Here is a 20,707-nt window from a genome sequence, read left to right as displayed (position 1 = left end):
CAAACGCGCTTCGCCGGAGGCACCCCGTGAAGGAAATCCTGGACGCGATCCAGTCGACGGACAGCAAGTCTGCCGACTTCGCCGCACTGCCCATCCCCGAGTCCTACCGCGCGGTGACCGTGCACAAGGACGAGGTCGACATGTTCGCCGGTCTCGAGACCCGCGAGAAGGACCCGCGCAAGTCCCTCCATCTCGAGGACGTGCCGGTGCCCGAGCTCGGCCCGGGCGAGGCCCTCGTCGCGGTCATGGCGAGCTCGGTGAATTACAACTCCGTCTGGACCTCGATCTTCGAGCCGATGTCCACCTTCGGCTTTCTCGAGCGCTACGGAAGGCTCTCCGAGCTCACCAAGCGCCACGACCTGCCGTACCACGTCATCGGCTCCGACCTGGCGGGCGTCGTGCTGCGCACGGGCCCCGGCGTGAACGCCTGGAAGCCGGGCGACGAGGTCGTCGCGCACTGCCTGTCCGTCGAGCTCGAATCGAGCGACGGCCACAACGACACGATGCTCGACCCCGAGCAGCGCATCTGGGGCTTCGAGACCAACTTCGGCGGTCTCGCCGAGATCGCGCTCGTCAAGTCCAACCAGCTGATGCCCAAGCCCCAGCACCTGAGCTGGGAAGAGGCGGCGGCACCCGGCCTGGTCAACTCCACCGCCTACCGCCAGCTCGTCTCGCGCAACGGCGCGGGCATGAAGCAGGGCGACAACGTGCTGATCTGGGGCGCCAGCGGCGGACTCGGTTCGTACGCCACCCAGTTCGCGCTGGCCGGCGGCGCCAACCCGATCTGCGTGGTCTCCAGCTCGCAGAAGGCGGACATCTGCCGTGCGATGGGCGCCGAGGCGATCATCGACCGCAACGCCGAGGGCTACAAGTTCTGGAAGGACGAGCACAACCAGGACCCGCGCGAGTGGAAGCGCTTCGGCAAGCGCATCCGTGAACTCACCGGTGGCGAGGACGTGGACATCGTCTTCGAGCACCCGGGCCGCGAGACCTTCGGCGCGAGCGTGTACGTCACCCGCAAGGGCGGCACGATCGTGACCTGCGCCTCGACCTCCGGCTACAACCACGAGTACGACAACCGCTACCTGTGGATGTCGCTGAAGAAGATCGTGGGCTCGCACTTCGCCAACTACCGCGAGGCGTGGGAGGCCAACCGTCTGGTCGCCAAGGGCAAGATCCACCCGACGCTGTCGAAGGTCTACTCGCTCGACGACACCGGCCAGGCCGCGTACGACGTGCACCGCAATCTCCACCAGGGCAAGGTCGGCGTGCTCGCCCTCGCCCCGAGCGAGGGTCTGGGCGTCCGCGACGAGGAGCTGCGCGCCAAGCACATCGACGCCATCAACCGCTTCCGCAACGTCTGAGAGACGCACACATGACAGAGCGTCAGAAGGATCGGCCGTGGCTCATGCGGACGTACGCCGGTCACTCGACCGCCGAGGCGTCCAACGAGCTCTACCGGCGCAACCTTGCCAAGGGCCAGACGGGCCTGTCGGTCGCGTTCGACCTGCCGACGCAGACCGGCTACGACCCGGACCACATCCTCGCCCGTGGCGAGGTGGGCCGGGTCGGGGTCCCCGTCTCGCATCTCGGTGACATGCGGCGGCTGTTCCAGGACATCCCGCTGGAGCAGATGAACACCTCGATGACGATCAATGCCACCGCGATGTGGCTGCTGGCGCTCTACCAGGTGGTCGCCGAGGAGCAGGGCGCCGACAGCACCAAGCTCCAGGGGACGACGCAGAACGACATCGTCAAGGAGTACCTGTCGCGCGGGACGCATGTCTTCCCGCCCGGCCCCTCGCTCCGGCTGACCACCGACATGATCACGTACACGGTGGCCAACATGCCCAAGTGGAACCCGATCAACATCTGCAGCTACCACCTGCAGGAGGCGGGCGCCACGCCGGTCCAGGAGATCGCGTACGCGATGTCCACCGCGATCGCCGTGCTGGACGCGGTCCGCGACTCCGGTCAGGTGCCGGCCGAGAAGTTCGGCGATGTGGTCGCACGTATCTCCTTCTTCGTGAACGCGGGCGTCCGCTTCATCGAGGAGATGTGCAAGATGCGCGCCTTCGGCCGTATCTGGGACAAGGTCACGCGTGAGCGGTACGGCATCGAGAACGACAAGCAGCGCCGCTTCCGCTACGGCGTCCAGGTCAACTCCCTCGGTCTGACCGAGGCCCAGCCGGAGAACAACGTCCAGCGCATCGTCCTCGAAATGCTGGCCGTGACGCTGTCGAAGGACGCACGCGCGCGTGCTGTCCAGCTTCCCGCCTGGAACGAGGCCCTGGGGCTCCCCCGCCCCTGGGACCAGCAGTGGTCGCTGCGTATCCAGCAGGTCCTCGCTCACGAGAGCGACCTGCTGGAGTACGAGGACATCTTCGAAGGCTCGCACGTCATCGAGGCCAAGGTGAACGCCCTGGTCGAAGAGTGCCTCGCCGAGATCGCCCGGATCCAGGAGATGGGCGGCGCCATGGCGGCCGTCGAATCCGGCTATCTCAAGTCGCAGCTCGTCTCCTCGCACGCCGAGCGGCGCGCCCGGATCGAGTCCGGCGACGAGAAGATCGTCGGCGTCAATGTCTTCGAGACCACCGAGCCCAATCCGCTCACCGCGGACCTGGACGAGGCGATCATGACGGTCGACCCCGCCAACGAGGCGCGGGTCGTCGCGAAGCTCCACGAGTGGCGCGACAACCGCGACGAGGCCCGCGCGACCGAGGCGCTGGCCGCGCTGAAGATGGCCGCCGCGGGGTCCACGAACCTGATGGCGGCCACCGTCGAGTGCGCCCGCGCCGGTGTCACGACCGGCGAGTGGTCCTGGGCGCTGCGCGATGTGTTCGGTGAGTTCCGCGCGCCGACGGGCGTGTCCAGCGCACCGGTCGCGGTGACCGCCGAGGCGGGCACCCCGCTCGCTCTCGTACGCGAGAAGGTGTCCCGTACCGCCGACGAGCTCGGCTCGGGAAGGCTGCGGCTGCTCGTCGGCAAGCCCGGCCTCGACGGGCACTCCAACGGCGCCGAGCAGATCGCCGTCCGGGCCCGCGACGCGGGCTTCGAGGTGGTCTACCAGGGCATCCGGCTCACACCCGAGCAGATCGTCAACGCCGCCCTCGCGGAGGACGTGCACTGCGTGGGACTGTCGATCCTGTCCGGCTCGCACGCCGAGCTGGTACCGGATGTGCTGGAGCGGCTGCGCGAGGCAGGCGCGGCTTCCCCTGGGCCCGGCGGCCCGGGAGACACCCCTATTCCGGTGATCGTCGGCGGGATCATCCCGACACGCGACGCCGCCGATCTGAAGGCGGCGGGTGTGGCCGCCGTCTTCACCCCGAAGGACTTCGGCATCACCGAGATCATCGGCCGTATCGTCGACGAGATCCGGAAAGCGAACAAGCTCGACCCTCTGGAGGTCCCCGCATGACCACGCCCGTGAACCGTCTGCGTCCGCGACGCTCCTGCCTGGCCGTGCCGGGCAGCAACCCGCGGTTCCTGGAGAAGGCCCAGGGCCTGCCGGCCGACCAGGTCTTCCTGGACCTGGAGGACGCCTGCGCGCCGCTGGCGAAGCCCGAGGCCCGGCACACCATCGTCAAGTTCCTCAACGAGGGCGACTGGACGGGCAAGACCAGGGTGGTACGGGTCAACGACTGGACCACCGAGTGGACCTACCGCGACGTGGTCACCGTCGTCGAGGGCGCCGGACAGAACCTCGACTGCATCATGCTGCCGAAGGTCCAGGACGCCCAGCAGGTCGTCGCGCTCGACCTGCTGCTGACGCAGATCGAGAAGACGATGGGCTTCGAGGTCGGCAAGATCGGCATCGAGGCGCAGATCGAGAACGCGCAGGGCCTCAACAACGTCAACGCGATCGCCACGGCCTCCCAGCGTGTCGAGACGATCATCTTCGGCCCGGCCGACTTCATGGCCTCCATCAACATGAAGTCCCTGGTCGTGGGCGAGCAGCCGCCCGGCTACGACGCCGACGCGTACCACTACATCCTGATGAAGATCCTGATGGCCGCCCGCGCCAACAACCTCCAGGCGATCGACGGCCCCTACCTCCAGATCCGCAACCAGGAGGGCTACAAGGCCGTCGCCCGGCGCGCCGCCGCCCTCGGTTTCGACGGCAAGTGGGTGCTGCACCCGGACCAGGTCGCCGCCGCCAACGAGATCTTCTCGCCCTCGCAGGAGGACTTCGACCACGCCGAGCTGATCCTGGACGCGTACGACTACTGCACGTCCGAGGCAGGCGGCAAGAAGGGCTCGGCGATGCTCGGCGACGAGATGATCGACGAGGCGAGCCGCAAGATGGCGCTGGTCATCTCCGGCAAGGGACGGGCCGCCGGTATGACCCGTACCTCCAAGTTCGAAGCCCCGGAGGCCTGATCATGCAGTTCGGACGCACCTACGAGGAGTTCGAGGTCGGCGCGGTCTACAAGCACTGGCCCGGAAAAACGGTCACCGAGTACGACGACCACCTCTTCTGTCTGCTCACCATGAACCACCACCCCCTCCACATGGACACCAACTATGCGGAGAAGACGACGGACTTCGGCAAGAACGTCGTCGTCGGCAACTACATCTACTCGCTGCTGCTCGGCATGTCCGTCCCGGACGTCTCCGGCAAGGCCATCGCCAACCTGGAGGTCGAGTCGCTGAAGCACATCGCGCCGACCTTCCACGGCGACACGATCTACGGCGAGACCACCGTCCTCGACAAGACCCCCTCCCGCTCCAAGAGCGACCGCGGAATCGTCTATGTCGAGACGAAGGGCTACAAGCAGGACGGCACCCTCGTCTGCGTGTTCCGGCGCAAGGTGATGGTCCCGACCGAGACGTACATCAAGGAGCGCGGCGGCGAGCAGCCCGGCCGCCCGGAGCTGAAGGCACAGGAGAAGTAGCCATGGCGCGACTCGCCCAGACAGCCGGTCTCACCGACATCCAGCAGGAAATCCTCGCCACCGTGCGGGACTTCGTCGACAAGGAGATCATTCCGGTCGCGACCGAGCTGGAGCACCGCGACGAGTACCCGACGCAGATCGTCGAAGGCCTCAAGGAACTCGGCCTGTTCGGGCTGATGATCCCCGAGGAGTACGGCGGCCTGGGCGAGTCGCTGCTCACCTACGCGCTGTGCGTCGAGGAGATCGCGCGTGGCTGGATGTCCGTCTCGGGCATCATCAACACGCACTTCATCGTGGCGTACATGCTCAAGCAGCACGGCACCCAGGAGCAGAAGGACACCTTCCTGCCGCGGATGGCGCTGGGCGAGGTGCGCGGCGCGTTCTCGATGTCGGAGCCGGGCCTTGGTTCCGATGTGTCTGCCATCACGTCCAAGGGCGTCAAGGACGGCGACGAGTACGTCCTCAACGGCCAGAAGATGTGGCTGACGAACGGCGGAACGTCCACTTTGGTCGCCGTTCTGTGCCGGAGTGACGAAGGACACCCGGAGGGCACGGCCCCCCACAAGTCGATGACGACCTTCCTTGTCGAGAAGGAGCCGGGCTTCGGAGAGGTCCGCCCCGGTCTCACCATTCCCGGGAAGATCGACAAGATGGGCTACAAGGGCGTCGACACCACCGAACTCATCATGGACGGACTGCGCATTCCGGCCAATCGGGTCCTGGGCGGCACCACCGGCCGAGGGTTTTACCAAATGATGGACGGCGTGGAAGTCGGCCGCGTTAATGTCGCGGCCCGTGGCTGCGGAGTCGCGCAGCGTGCCTTTGAACTGGGCGTCTCCTACGCCCAGCAACGTCACACTTTCGGCAAGCCGATCGCTCAGCACCAGGCGATTCAGTTCAAGCTGGCCGAGATGGCTACCAAGGTCGAGGCCGCCCATGCGATGATGGTGAACGCAGCACGCAAAAAGGACTCCGGGGAACGAAACGACCTGGAGGCAGGGATGGCGAAGTACCTCGCCTCCGAGTACTGCAAGGAAGTCGTCGAGGACGCCTTCCGGATCCACGGCGGTTACGGCTTCTCCAAGGAGTACGAGATCGAGCGCCTCTACCGCGAGGCTCCGATGCTGCTGATCGGCGAAGGTACCGCCGAGATCCAGAAAATGATCATTGGTCGCCGGCTGCTCGAGGAGTACCGATTCCAGGGTTGATTGTCGCGTTTGGGTCGGTTCGGCCGCGAAGATGCTCACACCCTGTTATCGTCTTCCGGCCGCCGACTCGGCTTCTGGCTTTCCCAGTTGCGGCTCGCAACCGATAGCATCGCCCGAAAGCCGCCGTCCCCCTGTTGCCAGCGCGGCATCATCCGCTACGAAGGTCATCCATGCCCCACAGCCAAACCTCTGCACCACGCGGCCGCGTCCGCCTCGCGCGCGGAGCATCGCCGTGGCTTCTGCCGACCGTCGCCACCGCTGCACTCAGCCTGGCCCGCTCGCGCCGCTCCCGGCGCGCGGCGGCCATCGCCGTGCCCGCCACCGCGCTTGCGGCGGGCATGCTGTGGTTCTTCCGCGACCCCGAGCGCGAGATCGCCACGGGCCGCGTCATCTCGCCCGCCGACGGTGTGGTGCAGAGCATCATGCCGTGGAAGGACGGGCGCACCCGCGTCGCGATCTTCATGAGCCCGCTGAACGTCCACGTGAACCGCGCTCCCCTCGCGGGCACGGTGACATCCGTCGAGCACGTACCCGGCGGTTTTGTGCCGGCGTTCAACAAGGAGAGCGAGAACAACGAGCGCGTTGTCTGGCACTTCGACACCGAGCTCGGCGACATCGAGATGGTGCAGATCGCGGGTGCCGTCGCCCGCCGCATCGTGCCGTACATCCCCCAGGGGACGAAGGTCGAGCAGGGCGAGCGCATTGGTCTGATCCGCTTCGGATCGCGCGTTGACATCTACCTTCCGGAAGGTGTCGACGTCGCCGTCGAGGTCGGTCAGACCACGACCGCGGGGGTGACTCGAATTGACCGTGATTGATCCGGACACTCAGGCGGGCTGGGTCCCCGAGGCGGAGACCGAGGACGACGCGGAGGAGATGCCCCTCTCTCTGCGGCTGTCGATAGCGGACACCCTCACGCTCGGTAACGCCACGTGCGGCTTCATGGCGGTGTACTTCACCACCACCGGAATCCTGATCCCGCACCTCACCGGCAGCAACGAGAGCGGCATGGCGCGCAACAGCGCGGCGACCGCCGTGATCCTGATGCTGCTGGCCGCGATCTTCGACCTCTGCGACGGGCTCGTGGCGCGCAAGCTGCGCAGCTCGCCGATGGGCGCGGAGCTGGACAACCTCTCCGACCTGATCAGCTTCGGGCTCGCCCCGGCCTACTTCGTCCTCGTGTACGGAATGGTCGCGGACGACGCTCAGCAGAAGGTCTCGGCGGTGGCCGCGATCGTCGTGCTGCTCGCAGTGGTGCTGAGGCTCGCCAGATTCTCGTGCGTGACCATGAAGGACGGCATGTTCCAGGGCATGCCGAGCCCCTTCGGAGCGCTCACGGTCGTCTCGATCGTGCTGCTCGAGCTGCCGTTCATCCCGACGCTGCTGGCGATCATCGGCACGGCATGGCTGATGGTGAGCCGGGTCGAGTACCCCAAGCCGCGGGGTGTCCTCGCGGTGGCGATGCTCGGCTGGATCGTCTCCGCGATGGGGATGCTGGCGGCGTGGGCGTTCGACGCTCCGGGCGGTCAGGTGCTGCTCCAGACCGGCTGCGCGCTGCAGATCGTGATGGCGGCGACGATTCCGCTCTTCGCGACGGCGCGGCGTGTGAACACGTTCCGCGACAACCGTCGTGAGAACCGTGAGGCCAGGGCGGCTCAGCTGCCGTAGCGCCGTGCGTAGACATGACGAGGGCCCGGGTGCGATCCGCACCCGGGCCCTCGTCATGTCCAGGGAAGCGGATCAGCCACCGGCCTTGTACGACTCCGCCGCCTTCGCCACGGTCGCGGGCCGCACCACCTTCAGGCCTCCCGGCACCTTCGTGTCCGGCTTCAGAATGAGACTCTGCCGGGTCGACGGCACCGCGGGGTCCGAGAAGTCGTGCGTGATGCCGAAGCCGCTGTCGTACGAGGACAGCGTCAGCAGCGCCTTGTCGATGCCCTCCCTGGTCAGGTCCTTGGCCGCGCAGGCCTTCTTCAGCACCTCGCCGTAGACGCTCGCCGCCGTGTAGCCGGCGACCACGCCGTTGTCGAGGCCGTCCTTGGGGTAAGCGGCCTTGTACTCCTTGGCGAGCTTGGCCGGGCCGGTGCCCGGGTCGCCGATGGGGAGGGTGGAGGCGGCGACGTAGTAGTCCTTCGTCAGCGCGGGCGCCGCCGGGGTGGCGAGCAGCTGCGGCGCGAAGGCGGAGTTGTTGCCGATCATGGGGACCTTGAAGCCGCCCGCAGCGGCGACGCCGACCAGCGAGGCCGCCTGACGGGGCCCGGCGCTGATGATGACCGCCTTGACGCCAGCCTTCTTGAGCGCGGCGACCTGGGCGGACATGTCGTTGTCGGTCGGCTTGATCTTCTGCTCGACGATGGTGAGACCGGCCTGCTGCGCCGCGTACTTCGAGCCCTTCAGCGCGTTCTCCCCGAAGTCGCCCTCGAAGTAGACATGACCGATCTTGTCGCCCTTGGCGATGCGCTTCTGGCTGAGCAGATAGTCGACCGCGTTGATCGTCTCGATGTCGTACGTCGCTCCCACGACCCGGATGTACGGGCTGCCCAGCAGCGATGCCGACCAGGCCTGCGGCACCACGAGTGCCTTGTCCTGGCCGTCGATACGGCCCTTGACCGCGGCGACGAAGGGCGAGCCGATGAACTGGGCGAAGCCGAGCACCTTCGGTTCGAGTTCGGTGTACGCGGCGACGGCCTTCTGCGGGTCGTAGCCGTGGTCTCGGACGGTGAGCTCGACGGTCCGGCCGCAGATGCCGCCGGCCGCGTTGGTCTGCTTCGCCCAGAGCTGCTGCGCCTGGGTGACGCTCTTGCCGAGCGAGGCGTAGACGCCGGTCATGTCGGTGAGCACGCCAAGGTTGATGGTCTTGGCCGTGACGCCTTCGCCGGTCTTCACCCCTCCGGCATCCTTCTCATCGCCGCCGCCGTCGGTGGCCTTGGAGCTGCATCCGGCGAGGCCGGCGCTGGTCAGGGTCAGGGCGGCGGCCAGCGCCGCCGCGTACAGACGTGGCTTCATGTCTACTCCCGAGGGGTCTTGCGTGAGGTGATGAGACGGGTGAGTCCGCCGGGCAGGAAGAGGACGACCGCGACGACCGCGGCGCCGTACAGATAGCGCGATGCCTCCCCGGGTGCGACGCCGCCCGTGCCGGGGGCGGAGACCAGCGGGAGGGTGTCGCTGTAGTGGGTGAGGAGCTGGGGCAGCAGGGAGACGAAGGCCGCGCCGACGACGGCGCCGGCGACCGTGCCGAGGCCCCCGATCACGATCATGGCGAGGTATTCGAGGGAAAGGATCACGCCGAAGTACTCGGGGACGGTGCGCTGGAAGACCAGGGCGATCAGTACACCGGCGAGTCCCGCGTACATCGAGGACAGGACGAAGACGGCGGCCCGGTAGCGGGCGACCGGGACGCCCATGACACCCGCGGCGATGCGGTGGTCGCGGATGGCGTTCATGGCGCGGCCGGGGCGGCCTCGTAGCACTCCGCGGGCGAAGAGACCGCAGCCGATGAGGGCGAGCAGTGCCACGTACCAGAGCTTCTCGGCGGACTGGAAAGGGACCGCTGCGATGACCGTCTCGCTGTCGTCGAAGTCGATGCCGAAGAGCGAGAGGGGCGGGACCGCCCGGCCGTTGAATCCTCCTGTGAGATCACGGGCGTTGAAGAGGACGTGCTGACCGATGAAGATCAGCGCGAGCGTGGCGATGCCGAGATACGCGCCGCGCAGCCGTCCCGCGATGGGGCTGAACAGGCCGCCTGCCGCGCCCGCGACGATCACCGCCAGGATGGCGGCGAGCCAGGTCGGGAGTCCGAGTCCGATGAGGCTGTGACCGTTCTCCACGCCGCTGCCGCCCGCCAGGATGCAGTAGCTGTACGCGCCCACCGCCAGGAAGAAGGCGTGCCCCATGGACAGCTGCCCGGTGGCGCCGGTGAGGAGGTTGATGCCGATCGCGCCGATCGCGGCGGCCATCGCGAAGAGTCCGGCCTGCAGCCAGAAGCGGTCGAGGTAGAAGGGCAGGGCGAGGAGCAGGATGGTGCCGGCGATCCAGAGGTACGCCTTGGGACTCTTCACGTACGCCCTGGGGCTCTTCACGTACGTCTTGAGGCTCATGGCCTGTTCTGCTTCGGGGTTCTTCAGCGTCTCAGACACGGGCCGGCTCCTTTGTGCCGAAGAGTCCGGCCGGCCTGAGAAGCAGGACGAGCACCATCACGAGATACGGCGCGAGATCGCCGATCCCCCGGCCCAGGAAGGACAGTTCGCTCTGGTAGCCGGTGGCGAAGGACTCGGTGACACCGACGATCAGACCGCCCGCGAGCGCGCCGGTGGTGGAGTCGAGCCCGCCGAGGATCGCCGCCGGGAAGGCCTTGAGTGCGGCGAGTGAGGTGGCGCGTTCGAGCCCAGGGGTCGGGAAGACGGTGAGGAAGAGCGCGGCGACCGCGGCGAGCGCGCCCGCGACGGCCCAGGCGGCGAGCGAGACCCGGCCCAGACGTACTCCCATCAGCGCCGCGGTCTGCGGATTCTCGGCCGCCGCCCGCATCGCCACGCCCCACGAGGTGTACCGGAACGCGAGCAGGAACACGGTGATGAGCAGGGCCGCCGAAACGAACGCGGCGATGCGGGTCTGCGCGATGGTGATGTCCCCGATGGTGACGACGCGGTCTCCCCACGGGTCGCCCATCGCGAGGACGTCCGTGCCGATACGGCGGGTGAGTTCGGTGGTCAGGAGGATGTCGACGCCGATGGTGACGATGGCCAGCACGCTGTGGTCGGAGCCCCGGTAGCGGCGCATGACGAGGAACTCCACGGCCGCGCCGACGAGGGCCGCGCCCGCGATGCCGACGGCGAGCGCGCCCCAGAAACCGATGTCGTCGTGGAGTACGGCGGTGACATAGCCGCCCGCAAGAAGCAGGGACGCGTGGGCGAAGTTGACGACTTCGGTGGCCTTGAAGATGACGACGAAGCCGAGTGCGATCAGCGCGTAGACGGAGCCGATGGAGAGTCCGCCGAGGAGTAGTTCGGTGAAGGTCGTCATGCCTGGGCCTCCGTTCCTAGATAGGCCTGTACGACGGCCGGGTCGCTCTGTACCTGGGCGGGGGTGCCGTCGGCGATCCGGCGCCCGAAGTCGAGTACGGTCACGGCGTCCGCGAGCCGCATCACCACCCCCATGTCGTGTTCGACGAGCACGATGGATATGCCGAGGCTGTCGCGTACGCCCGCGATGACGGAGGCAGTCCGGTGCCGCTCGTCCGCGGTCATCCCGGCGACGGGTTCGTCGAGGAGGAGCAGCCGCGGTTCCATGCACAGGGCGCGGCCGAGTTCGACGAGCTTCTGCTTGCCGTACGGGAGTGCTCCCGCGGGCCGGTCCAGATCGCCGCCGATTCCGGTGAACTCCGCGATCTCCCGTACCCGGTCGAGGTGTTGACGCGCCTCGCGTGCGGCGGACGGCAGCCGCAGCCCGGCGGCGAGGAACCCGGCGCGGGTGAGCCGGTGCCGGCCGAGCAGCAGGCTGTCGGCGACGGTGGCGTGCGGCGGGAGCGCGAGGTTCTGGAAGGTACGGGCTATGCCGAGGGCGGCGATGCGGTCGGGAGGGAGCCCGGTGAGCTCGCTCTCGCCGAAACGGACGCTGCCCGAGGTGGCCCGGTAGACGCCGGACAGGACGTTGAAGGAGGTGGACTTGCCTGCGCCGTTGGGGCCGATGAGGGCGTGGACGCTGCCGGGCTGGACGGTGAAGGAGACGGAGTCGAGGGCGGTGAGCCCGGCGAAGCGGACGGTGAGGTCGGAGACGGTCAGGGCGGGGACGGCAGCGGTGGGGGCGGGGTCGGAGGCGGGGCCGATGAGGGCGGTGTCGGTGGGGTTCATCGGGCCCTCCCCGGCGGGACCGGGTGCAGTCACGCCGACCACCTGCTCAGCGTCGGCGCCTCGGCTTCCGCGCGGGACGCGTCCGCAGCCGCGTCCTCGTCCACCACACCCAGATACCGGCGGCGCACCTCGTCCGAGGCGGCGAGCTGGTCCGCAGGGCCCGAGAGGGCGACCTCGCCGACATCGAGTACGTACGCCGTCGAGGCCAGCCGCAGCGCGATCGCCGCGTTCTGCTCGACAAGCAGGACCGATGTGCCGGCGGCGTTGATCTCCTGCACGGTCTCGGCGATACGCGCCGCCATCAGCGGGGCGAGGCCGAGCGACGGCTCGTCGAGCAGCAGAAGCCGTGGCCGGGCCATCAACGCCCGTCCCATCGCGAGCATTTGCTGCTCGCCGCCCGACAGCAGTCCGGCACGCTGGTGCGCGCGGTCGGCGAGGACGGGGAAGAGCTCATGCACCCGGGCGAGAGCTTCGGCACTCGCCCGGCGTCCGCCGGTCGCGCCCAGCGCACCCGCCCGGAGATTGTCGGCGACCGTCATCCGCGCAAAGACCTGCCGCCCTTCCGGGACCTGGACGACGCCCGCGGCGACGACCGCGGCCGCGCTCAGCCCTTCCAGCGGACGGCCGTCGACACTGATGCTGCCGGACGTGACGCGGCCACGCTGAAAGCCGAGGGTGCGGGAGACGGCGCGCAGCAGGGTCGTTTTGCCGGCACCGTTGCCGCCGAGGACGGCGACGATCGCGCCCTCCGGCACATCGACGGAGACGTCTCGCAGTGCCCGTACCGGCCCGTAGCCGACGGACAGTGCCCGCACTTCGAGCGAGGTGGCAGCCATGTGGACCCCTTTCCGGGCTTGTTCGAAATTGCCCTATGGGGGCACACACCAGCACCGGTCACACGTACCGTCCAGGCGGTATGCCTGAATCGCTGCGCATGACCAGCGGTGCGGCGCGCGCATTGTGCACCGGCACAAGGGCTGGCATCCTCACCGGTCATGGGTGGCCACAGAGCGCGCACCGAGCGGGAGTGGTCCGTCCTGGTGAGCGCCGCCCAGGTGCTGCTGGAGCGCGTGCCGCATCTGACGGACCTGCTCATCGACGAACTTCAGGCCCATTCACCGCAGTTCGACCTCGCCGTGCCGCGGGACGAACACTGGCAGCAGATCAACGAGGCGATGCGGTACGGCATCGAGGCGCTGGCCGCGACGCGTTCGGCGCCGCGGCGGGACCTTCAGTACGCGGAACGGCTCGGCCGGCGGCGTGCGGAGCAGGGGCTGCCGCTCGATCTGGTGCTGTACGCGTACCGGCATGCCGGGTATCTCGTCTGGGACGAGCTCCTGGAGATCGTCTCGGACAAGGACCCGGAGTCACTGCCCGTCCTGGTGCATCTGGCGTCCCACATGTGGGCGGGGGTGGACCGGCAGGCGTCAACGGTCGCGGACGCGTACCGCGGCACGGAGCAGGAGATGCAGCGGCGCAGCGACGAGCGGGTGCAGGCCCTGCTGGACGCGCTCCTGGAGGGCCGGTCGACGCCGGGCCTGGCGGCGAGCGTGGCGGCGGGGCTGGACCTGCCGGAACAGGGGCGGTACGCGGTGGTCGTGGTCAGGGTGGAGCGCGCGGCAGGGCGTGAGCCGTTCCACCGGGTCGCGGTGGCGGAGGGGCTGCGGTTCTTCTGGCGGATGCGTACGGATTACGAGGTCGCGGTGGTGGCGCTGGCGGACGGGGTGGGGCTGACGGAGCTGTCGGAGGTGCTTCACCGGCACGGCCAGGGCCCCGGCGGAATCAGCCCGGTGGTGCCGGAGCTTGCGGACCTGGGCCTGGCGCGGCGCCTGGCGGAGACAGCACTGCGTACGTGCGGCCCGGACGCGGACCGGATCGTGCGCCTGGACGAACGGCTCCCCACGGCCCTGGTGGTGAGCCAGCCAGAACTGGCGGCCCGCCTGATCGCGGACGTGTTCGGCCCGCTGCTGGACCTGGACCCGGCGGACAGGGCGGTGCTGCTGGAGACGCTGGACGCGTGGCTGGACTGCGGAGGCTCGGCGGGGAGGGCGGCGACGCGGCTGTACTGCCACCGGAACACGGTGTTCAACCGCCTGCGCCGGCTGGAACAACTGACGTCGAGGTCACTGGGGCGTCCACGGGACTTGATCGAGATGACGCTGGCGCTGGACGCGTTTCGCCTGGGGTGAGGGAATGCGGGCGGCGGTACGTCACGGCTCACGCAGGAGGGCTGTGACCTCGATCCGGTCGACCCTGCGCAGCGCCAGTCCCAGCGCGAGCGCGGAGATCGCCGGAACCAGGACGACGAGGGCCACCAGCGCTCCGAACGGCACGGTGGCCAGGGGCGGGGGCAGGGCGAAGAAGAGGCTGAGGACGCGCACCGACAGCACTCCGAGGCCCAGGCCGATCGGGATGCCGATCACCAGGCTGCCTGCCACGGCCACCGCGCCCTCGGCGAGAGGACCGGCGAGCGTGCGCGGGGTGTCGGCGCCGACCGTGCGCAGGACGGCGAACTCCCTCCTGCGCTCCATCACCAGGAACGCGCCGAGCACTCCGACCCCCACCGAGGCGATCACGGCGGACGACACCGCTTCGATGCGGCTGAGGCCGTCGAGGTTGAGCGCGGTCAGGCCCCGCTGCTGCTGACGGATGCGGTCGGCGAGCGTGGACACCGAGTAGTCGGCGGGCTTTCCCTCGTGCCGCAGCCGGGAGGCGACCTCGTCGGCGTTGTGCCCGTACGCCACACGGGCCAGGTAGAAGTCGGGGGGCGGCACCGGGCGGGGCACGGTCGACGTGCTGACGACCATCTCCGAGAGCGGGTCGGTGGGCGGGAACGCCCGGTACACGCCGACCACATGCAGATCGACCTTCTGCGACAGATCCAGGTCGTCGGGGAAGACGGTGACGGGGATCGTGTCGCCGGGGGCCACACCGAAGTCCTTGGCGATCTCCTGCGCCAAGAGCACCCCGGACGCCTGCCGGGCCAGTGCGTCGAGCCCTCCGCCACGTGTGATCTGTGGCGCGATGGCGGCGGCCGAGCGGTAGGAGCCCGGATCGACCGCCATGATCGTCTTGCGGTCGCTGCCGGCGCGGGCCGGGATCGAGTGGACCGGCGTTACGTCGCGGACATCGGGTCCCGGGTCGGGCGGGGGCTGGACCCGTTCGGTGGTCGGGGTCAGCCGCAGGTCGGCACCGAACGCCGCCCGGGCGTCGGCATGGGTGGCCGTGCGGTACGTGGCGGCGAACGTGGCGGTCTGCGTTCCGAACGCGACCGCGAGCACGCCGAGCGTCAGGGCCGCGGCGGTGCGCGCGGGACGGCGGCCGAGCCAGCGAAGGGCGGTCGCCGGCCATGTCGTCAGGGGGCGTGGCCGCTCGGGACGGCTGTACCGGGCGAGCAGCCAGAGCAGGCCGCGGACGGTGAGCAGGCTCGTCCCCAGCCAGAGCGCGAGCGGCGCCAGGAGCACATAGAAGGCCAGAGCCAGCGCGGGGCCCTGAACCGGTGCCGGCTTCAGCCCGCCCACGAGCAGGTTTCCGGCCAGGATGGCCAGCCCGGCGCACACCGCGACGATGTCCAGGTGCGCTCGGCGCCACAGCGGCGGGCGAGGGGGCGCCAGCAGGCGGCGATCGGTCACCAGGGCCGCCTTGCGACCGGCCCGGATCAGGGGAACGAGGCGGGCGGCCGTGACGATCGTCCCCACCAGGGCGGACAGCACAACGGTGAGCGCCAGCTGACCCGTTGGGATCTCGCGCCACACCGGGTGTCCGATGACGCCGGAGACGGTCAGTGCGGCGGCGCCCAGGCCGATGACGGTTCCGGCCACTCCGGCGAGCGTTCCCTGGCCGACGGCAAGCCGGACCAGGTGGGAGTCCGACGCGCCGCGGAGCCGTAGCAGCGCCTCCTCGCGGCGGTGGGCTTCGGCGAGGGCCGAGGCCGCGGCGAGGCCGAGCGCGGCGGCGACGAGGACACCCGGGACGCCGAGCAGGAAGAACAGCGTCCTGGCGTTGGTGGCGTCGGTGCCCGCTTCGAGGAGGGGTTCGGCGGCGTTGTCGGCGACCACGGTCTCGCCGGGAGCCCGCCGCTCGAGCGATCTGCGCAGCGTTCCCGACCACACCTCGGCAGCGCCGGGGTCGGAGGGGTAGGCCCGGTGGTCGACGGCCACATGCGATTCGAGGCTGACGGGCGGCAGCTCGGACAAGCCCGGGTTGGTGACGGCGGTGGTGCCGCCAAGTGCCTTGCGGGCGGCGGGCAGGATCGCGTGCCGGAACGTGTCGTAGTCCACCACGATCGAGCGCGGGACCTCCGCGATGTCGCCCTGGACATCGCCCGCAGGGATCGCGAACCACGTCGTCGCGTCACGCAGGTCCGCGCGCCCGGCGACGGGCAGCGACAGGCCCAGCGGTGCGACGTCGCCGCGCAGGTCGATCGAGACCCGGGCCGCCCCGCCGAAGCCGGGCGAGCCCGCGACAGCTCTCGAACCGGTCGACGAAGGCGTCCGGGCCGCGCTGTCCGCCCTGCTCGTCGCGGGCCCGGTGCTCCTGTTCATCGTCGGCGGCACGGCATGGCTACTGGTGGGCCGGTCCCTGCGGCCGGTGGAGGCCATGCGCCGGCAGGTCGCGGAGATCACCTCCAGCGAGCTCGACCGCAGGGTCCCCGAGCCCCCTGGCACCGACGAGCTGGGACGGCTGGCCAGGACGATGAACGCGATGCTGGAGCGCCTCCAGCAGGCGGGCGAGCGGCAGCGGCAGTTCGTCAGTGACGCCTCGCACGAGCTGCGCAGCCCGCTGGCGGCGCTCAAGGCACGCACGGAGGTGGGTCTTGCGCACCCCGCGGGCACCGACTGGCCCGTCCTCGCGCGGGACGTGCACCGCGAGACCGACCGGCTGGACCGGCTGGTCGAGGAACTGCTGACGCTCTCGCGTATCGGCGCCGCCCAGGACCCCGGGGAGATCTCGGAAGTGGACCTGGACGAGCTGGTGCTGCTGGAGGCGGAGGCGATCCGCGCCAGGGGCGAGGTCGGCGTCGACCTGTCCGGGCTGTCCGCCGTGCGGATGCGGGGCCCCGCCGAGCAACTGCGCGCCGTGGTCCGCAACTTGCTCGACAACGCGGAGCGCCACGCGGACTCCGTGGTCCGGGTGTCCCTCACCGCGGACGAGGCCGCGGCAGAGCTCGTCGTGGCCGACGACGGCCCCGGAGTCGCGACGGAGCACCGGGAGCGGGTCTTCGACCGTTTCTTCCGGGTCCAGGGTGCCCGCGACAGGTACAGCGGCGGGGTGGGACTCGGACTGGCCATCGTCCACGACGTGGTGACAGCTCAAGGGGGCCGGGCCTGGCTCGCCGACTCCCCCGACGGAGCGGAGTTCCACGTCCGGCTTCCGCTCACCGATTAGCGGGTAGGGGGCCGCGCCCGCAGAGTGCGCCGGGAGCAGCCGGCGCTCGGGATGCGGGGGCGCCGGCCCCCGCACTCCCGGACCGCTACAGCAGGAAGTCCCGCGCAATCCCCTCAGCCACCCGCTCCAGCAGCGGCCCCGCCTCCGCCATGCACTTCTGCGGGTCCGGTTCCAGCGCCGTCAGGGGATACGCCCTGCGGATGCCCGCCCGGCCCAGCGCCTCGGGAGGCAGGGCCAGGCGGCCGCAGACCGCGACCACCTCGATGCCCGCCGCGCGGGCCGCGGCCGCGACGCCCGCGGGGGCCTTGCCGTGGAGGGTCTGTTCATCGAGGGAGCCCTCGCCGGTGATCACCAGGGTCGCCCGGGACAGCGCCGGCGCGAAGCCGAGCACGTCGAGCATGACCTCGATACCGGGCCGGAAGCTCGCGCCGAGGGCGACCAGCGCGCCGTAGCCGATGCCGCCCGCCGCCCCCGCGCCGGGCAGGTCGGCCTGCTCGGGGCCGAGGATGGAGGCGTAGTGCGCGAGCGCCGCGTCCAGCGTGGCGACGTCCTCGGGCGTGGCGCCCTTCTGCGGGCCGTACACCGCGGGCGCGCCCTTCGGCCCCGTCAGCGGGTTGTCGACGTCGCTCGCGAGGACCAGGTCCACGTCCTTGAAGCGGGCGTCCAGGCCGGACAGGTCCGCGGACGCCAGGTCGCGAAGGCCGCCTCCGCCCGGGCCGACCGGCTCGCCGTCTGCGTTCAGGAAGCGCGCGCCGAGCGCTGCGAGCATGCCCGCGCCGCCGTCCGTCGTCGCGCTGCCGCCGACGCCGAAGACGATCGTCCGGGCTCCCGCGTCGAGTGCGGCGCGCAGCAGCTCGCCGGAGCCGTACGTCGTCGAGGTGAGGGGAGCGAAGACGCCCGCCGGGAGGTGCTGAAGGCCCGAGGCCTCCGCCATCTCCACCACCGCGGTGCCCTCCCGCAGGGCGTACGCCGCGGTGACCGGCTCGCCGAGCGGGCCGGTCACCCGGACCTCGCGGCGTTGGAACCCGGCCGCGACCGCCGCCGCGACCGTGCCGTCGCCGCCGTCCGCGACGGGCAGGGTCTCGACAGCCAGACCGGGTACGACCCGCTGGAGACCTGCGGTGACCCGCTCCGCGACCTGTACGGCCGTGAGCGAACCCTTGAACTTGTCAGCCGCAACGAGCACACGCGCAGGCTGAATAACTGCTCCGTCCGTCACCTTGCTATCCCTTGCTTTCGAACAGGCAGTCGCGCCGACATGACCTTATCCGGACGATCAGATCCCGTGCCACCCCATCATGGCCTGACATTTCGCATGACAGTGGGGCACTGTCCCGTCGCCCGGGGCCTCGGAGCCGTATAAACTGGCGCACCACCGCGCGGTTCCGGCGCCCATTCGGTAAACCGGACGTATGGGCCTACACCAACCCGACCTCGCCGACAGGATCCTCGGCGGCTGGCTGGGCAGAGTCGCCGGGAACATGCTCGGCAAGCCCGTGGAGAACGGCGACCACTGGACCCGCGACCGTATCGACCGCTATCTGCGCCGCACCGACGCACTGCCGCTCACCGACTACCTCCCCGGGCCGCCGCCGGACGTGAAGGAGGGCGAGTTCCAGCTGCGTCCCGAGTGGCGCCAGTGCGTGCGGGGCCGGATCCACGGCAGTTGCCGGGACGACGACGTGGACTACACGATCCTCGGGCTGCATCTTCTGGAGAGCCATGGTTTCGGGTTCACCACCGAGCAGGTGGGCGAGGCCTGGCTGCTGCACCTGCCGATCCTGCAGACGTTCACCGCAGAGCGGGCCGCCTACCGCAATCTCGCGAACGGCCTCAGGCCCCCGCTGAGCGCCACGCACGACAATCCCTACCAGGAGTGGATCGGCGCCCTCATCCGCGCCGACATCTTCGGCTGGACCTGCCCCGGTGATCCACGCCGCGCCTCCGCGCTCACCCGCCGCGACGCGGTCCTGTCGCACACCGGCAACGGCGTGTACGGAGCGATGTGGGCGGCCGCCCTGATCTCCGCCGCGTTCACCGCGAAAACCCCGCGCGAGGCGATCGAGTCGGCTCTGGAACGTATCCCCGCGAGCTGCCGCCTGGCCCGCGCGGTGCGCCACACCGTCGCCCTGCACGCCTCCGGGACGTCCTGGGCCGACACGCTCACCGAACTGGCAGCTGAGACGGGCAGCCTGGGCTGGATCCACACCGTTCCGAACGCCGCCGTCATCACGGCCGGACTGCTGTACGGCGCGGGCGACTTCAGCTCCACCATCGCCCTCACGGTCCGCGGCGGCCTCGACACCGACTCCAACGGGGCGACGGCGGGCTCGGTGGCGGGTGTGCTGTGCGGAGCGGCCGCCATTCCCGCGCAGTGGACGGAGCCGCTGGAGGACCGGGTGCGCAGCGCGGTGTTCGGATTCGACGGCGTTCGGATCAGCGAACTGGCGGAGCGTACGGTGCGGTTGGCGGCGTTCTCCGCAGCTTGACGCGAGCCACACAGGCCGATGCCCAGCTCCGGAGCCCATCGACCGGCAAACACCCTCCGCGCACCAAGGGCTGACGCCCTCACCCCCGTTACGCTTCCCCGAGTGACTACCTCTGACTACGCCACGTACATCGCGTCCCTGCCCCGCATCCTCGCCGGTGCCGCGCTTCTCATCCGTGACGGCCAGGGGCGTGTGCTGATCGTCGAGCCCAACTACCGCGAGGGCTGGGCTCTGCCCGGCGGGACCGTCGAGTCGGACCTGGGCGAAACACCGCGGCAGGCAGCGCGCAGGGAGACGCTCGAGGAGATCGGGCTCGACGTGGAGCCGGGCGTGCTGCTGGCGGTCGACTGGGTGCAGGGCGCGGCTCGGCCGCCGATCGCCGCGTATGTGTACGACGGCGGGGTGCTGAGCGAGGCGCGGTTCGAGGCGATCCAGCTGCAGGAGGAAGAGCTGGTCTCCTGGCGGCTGGTGTCCCGTGACGAGATCCCCGAGCGCCTCCTTGGCTCGCTCGGACACCGTGTGCTGGCCGCTCTCGAGGCGCTGGAGAAGGGCAGCGGGACGGTGGAGCTGGAGAACGGACTGCCGCCCGCCTGAGCCCTGTTCGCTCTCGGAGGCCGGGGGCCAAATCGGCTCGCGGCGGCGAGGACCCGCTGCGTACGCTCGCGGTATGACTCTCGTCGCGATCCTCGGCGGCGCCGGAATCTCCACGGACACAGGTGTTCCGTCAACGCGTCTTCACCGGGTCTGGCCGCGGTAGCTACGCACGTTGACAGGCGTCTGTCGAAATGTTGCTATGAGGCGCTGCTCGGCCGGACCTGCGCTGCGTCGCATGCCGCTCGGGCACCGGATCGACGGTCACTTGACTGGGGCGGCGCCCCCGA

Annotated in this window: 18 protein-coding genes; 11 read left to right on the top strand and 7 right to left on the bottom strand. The window is 69.9% G+C overall.

Annotation, left to right across the window (positions count from 1 at the left end; all coding sequences use genetic code 11):
* Positions 1-26 precede the first annotated feature (26 nt).
* The 7 genes from ccrA to pssA all read left to right on the top strand — a co-directional run bounded on the left by ccrA (position 27) and on the right by pssA (position 7,771).
* On the top strand, positions 27-1,364 hold the full coding sequence (ccrA, locus tag ABZS64_RS11170) for a crotonyl-CoA carboxylase/reductase (protein ID WP_355826392.1): 1,338 nt from the start codon (positions 27-29) through the stop codon (positions 1,362-1,364).
* An 11-nt stretch (positions 1,365-1,375) separates the two neighbouring features.
* Positions 1,376-3,418, top strand: coding sequence for a protein meaA (locus tag ABZS64_RS11165; RefSeq protein ID WP_355826389.1), 2,043 nt, complete (start codon positions 1,376-1,378; stop codon positions 3,416-3,418).
* Entirely contained in the window at positions 3,415-4,380 is a 966-nt protein-coding gene (locus ABZS64_RS11160; protein WP_355826387.1) for a CoA ester lyase, read from the top strand. Before ABZS64_RS11165 ends, ABZS64_RS11160 begins: the two co-directional genes overlap by 4 nt.
* 2 nt (positions 4,381-4,382) lie before the next feature.
* The gene (locus ABZS64_RS11155) at positions 4,383-4,895 is read left to right on the top strand and encodes a MaoC family dehydratase (RefSeq protein ID WP_355826385.1); all 513 of its coding nucleotides are present in this window, start codon (positions 4,383-4,385) and stop codon (positions 4,893-4,895) included.
* A 2-nt stretch (positions 4,896-4,897) separates the two neighbouring features.
* Complete coding sequence (locus ABZS64_RS11150; RefSeq protein WP_324974565.1) at positions 4,898-6,103, top strand: acyl-CoA dehydrogenase family protein; 1,206 nt, start codon at positions 4,898-4,900, stop codon at positions 6,101-6,103.
* A gap of 170 nt (positions 6,104-6,273) precedes the next feature.
* Positions 6,274-6,921 (top strand): phosphatidylserine decarboxylase, encoded by a 648-nt coding sequence (locus tag ABZS64_RS11145; protein WP_355826382.1) that lies wholly within the window; start codon positions 6,274-6,276, stop codon positions 6,919-6,921.
* A complete protein-coding gene (gene pssA, locus ABZS64_RS11140) occupies positions 6,914-7,771 on the top strand; it encodes a CDP-diacylglycerol--serine O-phosphatidyltransferase (protein WP_355826598.1) in 858 nt (285 codons plus the stop codon). Before ABZS64_RS11145 ends, pssA begins: the two co-directional genes overlap by 8 nt.
* Before the next feature lie 72 nt (positions 7,772-7,843).
* On the opposite strand, the gene ABZS64_RS11135 is transcribed toward pssA, so the two are convergent.
* Genes ABZS64_RS11135 through ABZS64_RS11115 form a run of 5 tightly spaced genes read right to left on the bottom strand, consistent with a single transcriptional unit; the run spans position 7,844 to position 12,785 of the window.
* Positions 7,844-9,109, bottom strand: coding sequence for an ABC transporter substrate-binding protein (locus ABZS64_RS11135; RefSeq protein ID WP_355826380.1), 1,266 nt, complete (start codon positions 9,107-9,109; stop codon positions 7,844-7,846).
* Between the two features lie 2 nt (positions 9,110-9,111).
* Entirely contained in the window at positions 9,112-10,200 is a 1,089-nt protein-coding gene (locus tag ABZS64_RS11130; protein ID WP_355826595.1) for a branched-chain amino acid ABC transporter permease, read from the bottom strand.
* A 31-nt stretch (positions 10,201-10,231) separates the two neighbouring features.
* Positions 10,232-11,122, bottom strand: a complete 891-nt coding sequence (locus ABZS64_RS11125) for a branched-chain amino acid ABC transporter permease (RefSeq protein WP_355826377.1) — start codon at positions 11,120-11,122, stop codon at positions 10,232-10,234.
* A complete protein-coding gene (locus ABZS64_RS11120) occupies positions 11,119-11,949 on the bottom strand; it encodes an ABC transporter ATP-binding protein (RefSeq protein WP_355826374.1) in 831 nt (276 codons plus the stop codon). The genes ABZS64_RS11125 and ABZS64_RS11120 overlap by 4 nt, the downstream gene beginning before the upstream one ends.
* Before the next feature lie 29 nt (positions 11,950-11,978).
* Entirely contained in the window at positions 11,979-12,785 is an 807-nt protein-coding gene (locus ABZS64_RS11115; RefSeq protein ID WP_355826372.1) for an ABC transporter ATP-binding protein, read from the bottom strand.
* 159 nt (positions 12,786-12,944) lie between these two features.
* Between ABZS64_RS11115 and ABZS64_RS11110 the strand changes: the two genes are divergently transcribed.
* Positions 12,945-14,138 (top strand): helix-turn-helix domain-containing protein, encoded by a 1,194-nt coding sequence (locus ABZS64_RS11110; protein WP_355826369.1) that lies wholly within the window; start codon positions 12,945-12,947, stop codon positions 14,136-14,138.
* Positions 14,139-14,159: 21 nt separating this feature from the next.
* On the opposite strand, the gene ABZS64_RS11105 is transcribed toward ABZS64_RS11110, so the two are convergent.
* Positions 14,160-16,493 (bottom strand): FtsX-like permease family protein, encoded by a 2,334-nt coding sequence (locus tag ABZS64_RS11105; protein ID WP_355826366.1) that lies wholly within the window; start codon positions 16,491-16,493, stop codon positions 14,160-14,162.
* Here ABZS64_RS11105 and ABZS64_RS11100 point away from each other — a divergent pair.
* A complete protein-coding gene (locus ABZS64_RS11100) occupies positions 16,480-17,337 on the top strand; it encodes an ATP-binding protein (protein ID WP_355826364.1) in 858 nt (285 codons plus the stop codon). The two genes, ABZS64_RS11105 and ABZS64_RS11100, sit on opposite strands and share 14 nt — an antisense overlap.
* 85 nt (positions 17,338-17,422) lie before the next feature.
* Here ABZS64_RS11100 and ABZS64_RS11095 read toward each other — a convergent pair whose 3' ends face one another.
* On the bottom strand, positions 17,423-18,538 hold the full coding sequence (locus tag ABZS64_RS11095; protein WP_355826592.1) for a glycerate kinase: 1,116 nt from the start codon (positions 18,536-18,538) through the stop codon (positions 17,423-17,425).
* Positions 18,539-18,749: 211 nt separating this feature from the next.
* Between ABZS64_RS11095 and ABZS64_RS11090 the strand changes: the two genes are divergently transcribed.
* Together ABZS64_RS11090 and ABZS64_RS11085 are read left to right on the top strand one after the other, a co-directional pair.
* Complete coding sequence (locus tag ABZS64_RS11090; protein ID WP_355826361.1) at positions 18,750-19,826, top strand: ADP-ribosylglycohydrolase family protein; 1,077 nt, start codon at positions 18,750-18,752, stop codon at positions 19,824-19,826.
* 102 nt (positions 19,827-19,928) lie between these two features.
* Entirely contained in the window at positions 19,929-20,420 is a 492-nt protein-coding gene (locus tag ABZS64_RS11085) for an NUDIX hydrolase (protein WP_355826359.1), read from the top strand.
* The last annotated feature ends 287 nt before the right edge of the window (positions 20,421-20,707 follow it).

Origin of the sequence: Streptomyces sp. NPDC005408, from assembly GCF_040606445.1 — a bacterium.
GTDB lineage: Bacteria > Actinomycetota > Actinomycetes > Streptomycetales > Streptomycetaceae > Streptomyces.
This window is presented reverse-complemented; position numbering and strand designations above follow the sequence as displayed.